Source organism: Brevibacillus sp. SKDU10, from assembly GCF_001645205.1.
Taxonomy (GTDB): Bacteria; Bacillota; Bacilli; order Brevibacillales; family Brevibacillaceae; genus Brevibacillus_B; species Brevibacillus_B halotolerans.
On the sequence record NZ_LSSO01000210.1, the window covers coordinates 1 to 3711 of the forward strand.

Consider the following 3711-nt stretch of genomic DNA (forward strand, 5'->3'; position numbering starts at 1 on the left):
ATGATTGATCAAGGTGCTAAAAAAAATGGTTCGAAAACGGTTTCACATAAATTTGATGAAGGTCAATCTGAGATGAATAAATCATTGGCCAAAAAGAAGGATGAAGAAGATGATTTTAGCGAAATAGAGTTAAAGGCAAAAGCTTTTGAAGTCAAAAGTGATAGAAGTGGTTATCGAAAATACTATATGGTTATTTCGAGTGATCAGAACCCCCGATTTGGACGTTAACTGATAAAATGTCAATCGGATACCCTGTAACATCCAAATTCTTTATGCCTATGACCTCAAGAGGTAAACCAGATGATCATGAAAATCGCTATTGTACTAAACCAGCTTTTAAAAAGAAATGGGAATGCGAAGATTCTTCAAAAGCATCTGATTGGGACCCGGGTATTGGTGTGGCAGCAGAATATGACTTAAAAATGGGGAATAACAATTACACTCCGGTTACATTTCCCAATATGTTTACGCTGATAAAAGTGAAAGAGGAACGATTAATATTAAATTCCAATATGGGCACGCGATTATACGTGGTTCCGTATCCGTTTCTTATAAGCCCGTGGGGTTATCCATTGAACCTGACCACACTACTCAAGTAGTAGATTTTGGTATAGAATTTAAATATCCAGAGCTTTAGCTTTGGTTTACCTATCTTATTCCGAATTTTTCCGCTAATGTTAGACACTATAAACTATTGATCTGAAGGAGGAGCTTCTGTGATATTACGAGTTATACTATACTGGTTACTCACGATGGCAATAATGTTTTTAGTGTTTTTAGTTATCGGAAGTACCAAAGGTTCTTTTGTTGGTGATATGGTGATATTACTTGCAATCGCTCAATCATTCACTATTGCTTTATTAGTGGCTCTTTTGCGAAAAAATAATAAATGAAAACACCACAACCTAATAATCAAAAAAACCCTCTAACGGTTTAAATTCCGTCAGAGGGTTTTCGTATTATTTTCGTCTCGCTAAATCAAAATAAAGGGTGGTTGCTATGAAGTTTGGAATGCGTAAGCCAAGTTTAAAGAAGCGTGTAGCAGCTAGGACAAGCCTAAAAAGACAGTTAGTACATCGCGCTGGATTGAAGATGCCGAGAGGATGGGGGTGGCTCAGAAATCCTAAGAAGTATGCTTATAATAAAGTTTACAACAGGACTACGTTTGATATATTTAAGGTGATTAAGAAGATGTTTAAATAAAAATATGAGTGAGTCCTTGCCTAATGTAAATAATTTATACTGGTCGATTCTTGGCTGAAAGGAACGATATTTGTATGTTCGATATCAAAAGTTACTTCATAGATAGGAACCCCAGATTGAAGCCTGAAACACTATCGAAGTATACGCATCGTGCTGAACTACTCATTGCCATCGAGGATGCACTTGGCCGTGAACTAACCAATAGCGAGAAGCGAACTCTTGCATGGTTGTCAGAAGGGGAAACAGAAACTGTTGCTAATGTGCAGAGAATTTTTGATGAATTAAGTGCAAGAGTTCAAAAATGAAAAAGAATCATAAAAAACTTTTTAGATCTAAAAAGCGCTTCTCTTCTTTGGTGACAGAATTTTCTGACATACTTGAGTCCGAGAAAACAGATGTAGAAAAACTTTCGGAGATTACATCACTAATGGAGATAGCTAGAGAAAGCACTTGCTATGTCTGCTTGCTTGACATCGAAGAAGAGCATCCTAGCAAGACATTACGGTGAATGGTATCAGAGAAACAAAATAGCGAGTAATAAATACCATAAAGAACCCTATAACCGAAACTACTTAGGCGATAATAGGGTTTACGGTCCGATTCCTTTGCCAGTTCCGAAATCAGATCCGGATATTTGTGCAGCTGAAGGGTGTGAAAAAAAACGTCAGGTGCTATGATATTGTTCTCTACACTACAGTAGAGTTTTTCTTTCTAGGATCGATCCGAACGACATTGAAGCAATGAGTAAGCCGAACCGTTTGAAAGGCTATGACTACTAAGAAGCAATGGGTAAAAATACAGAATGGGCAACCGCCAACATTTTGGAAATTTTGTACGCTTAGAAACTTTTTAGGGGTACTGCCAGCAAAAGTAGATTTACAACGTTAAGGGGTTTTGGACTCAAAAAAAGCCGATTTTCACCACGCTAACAAGTGTAATAACCGAGATGAGTGTAAAAATGGGCCACTTTACGTTAAAATATTGCATTTCCAGTTTCTTCTGGCTGCTGGTTACTAGGGGTAGTACCAGCGAAGCTGATACCACCCGCAAAGTAGATGCTTGAAAGTGATCGAAGGGAAGCAGGACGTGAACACTGCTCTGCGGGTGAGCGAAGAGCTGCTCAACAAAAAAATTGCGGAATACAAAGCAAAGTAGCTCCATCAAGAGCAAGCAGAAATAAACGACGCCGCTCCATCCACAGTCCCGTGGTTTGAGCGGCGTCTTGCTTCTCTTATGGCAGCAGCGATGCTGCAATCTCGTCGACAATCCGGTTGATCGCCAGCGGACCGTAATAGACGATCCACGTCGTCGTATTGACCTTATACACTTGTTTGTTCTGCACAGGCTTCAAGCTGTTCCAAACCGCTGTCTGCGCAAACTCCTCGGTCAACTGCTGATACTGGTTGTCCGTCAACACAAACAGATGGTCTGCGTTCAATTCCGGCATCACTTCCAGATTGATCATCGCACTCGTATTTTTATCATCGAGAACCATCGCCGGCGCCTTCAGCCCCAAATCCTGATACAAAATCTGCGACGTCCGGTGCGCTGTCGTATGAATCCGGATCTGTTTGTCACGCGGACGAATTATTGCTACCGTCTCGTCTCCCATTTTTTTAGCCAGATCGGCCTTCAAGGAAGCGACCTTCTTGTTGTAGTCGTTGATCACCTGTTCGGCTTCTTTTTCCTTGTGAAGCAATTGACCCAACGTCACGATTGTTTTTTGCCAGTCCTCGTTGCGCTCAAACATCAACGTTGGCGCGATTTTGTCCAAAGCGTCGTAAATCTCGTTCTGGAACTCGGTGCAAATGATGACGTCCGGATTGAGCGCCAATACCGCCTCCAGCTTGACCCCGCTGCTCGAGCCGATCTGCGTGACATCGCCAATTTTGTCTACCAAATAAGCGGGGAACGGCGTTGCTTCATTCGTCGCAACCGCGCTGCCTGCCACACGTTGACCAAGTGCTGTCAACTGGTCGAGATATTGGGTATCCAGTACAACGATGCGCTCCGGCGCTTTCTCAAATACACGCTCTCCCTTCATATGCGTGATCGTGCGGGCTTGTTCCGTTGCCTGCTTGTCTGCTCCTTCTTGTTGTGTTCCGCCCTCTGCTGCGGGCTTGCCGCAGGCGCTCAAAACGACGACCACTAGCATAATCAGGAGCATGGCGCTCCACCGTTTCTGTGTTTGCCGCATGTTAGCATGTCCTCTCCTCGGAAGTTTGTAAAACCGCTTCGATTACATTATGATATTGATAATTATTATCACTAAGATCATACGAGAAAACTTGCTGCCATGCAAACCCCCTTTTTCAACGCATGTGCTGCCCTTCAGATAGGGGTACCGCCAACAAAATCCGCACTTTGTTGGCGGTACCCCAGAATAAAAAAGCCCTCTAACGTTCTATTTTCCGTCAGAGGGCACCCGTTATCTTTGTCTAGCTAAATTAAAATAAAAAGGGTATGAAGTTTGGTTGCAAAATTTTATGAAAATAAGCAAAATGGTTG

General features: G+C 42.3%; 5 protein-coding genes and 1 pseudogene. 5 read left to right on the top strand and 1 reads right to left on the bottom strand.

Annotated elements, in window-relative coordinates; genetic code table 11:
* From AYJ08_RS24650 to AYJ08_RS24180, 5 genes and pseudogenes are all read left to right on the top strand, one after another.
* Positions 1 to 228: pseudogene (locus tag AYJ08_RS24650) on the top strand (hypothetical protein); the annotation flags it as partial.
* An 8-nt stretch (positions 229 to 236) separates the two neighbouring features.
* Positions 237 to 599 carry a hypothetical protein gene (locus AYJ08_RS24655; protein WP_231929227.1) on the top strand — a complete coding sequence of 121 codons (363 nt, stop codon included), beginning with the start codon at positions 237 to 239 and terminating at the stop codon, positions 597 to 599.
* A 117-nt stretch (positions 600 to 716) separates the two neighbouring features.
* The gene (locus AYJ08_RS23700; RefSeq protein WP_157452912.1) at positions 717 to 893 is read left to right on the top strand and encodes a hypothetical protein; all 177 of its coding nucleotides are present in this window, start codon (positions 717 to 719) and stop codon (positions 891 to 893) included.
* 106 nt (positions 894 to 999) lie between these two features.
* The gene (locus AYJ08_RS24660) at positions 1000 to 1203 is read left to right on the top strand and encodes a hypothetical protein (protein ID WP_064019469.1); all 204 of its coding nucleotides are present in this window, start codon (positions 1000 to 1002) and stop codon (positions 1201 to 1203) included.
* A gap of 116 nt (positions 1204 to 1319) precedes the next feature.
* A complete protein-coding gene (locus AYJ08_RS24180; protein ID WP_197490794.1) occupies positions 1320 to 1508 on the top strand; it encodes a hypothetical protein in 189 nt (62 codons plus the stop codon).
* A gap of 926 nt (positions 1509 to 2434) precedes the next feature.
* Here AYJ08_RS24180 and AYJ08_RS21885 read toward each other — a convergent pair.
* A complete protein-coding gene (locus tag AYJ08_RS21885; RefSeq protein WP_231929228.1) occupies positions 2435 to 3400 on the bottom strand; it encodes an ABC transporter substrate-binding protein in 966 nt (321 codons plus the stop codon).
* Positions 3401 to 3711 lie beyond the last annotated feature (311 nt).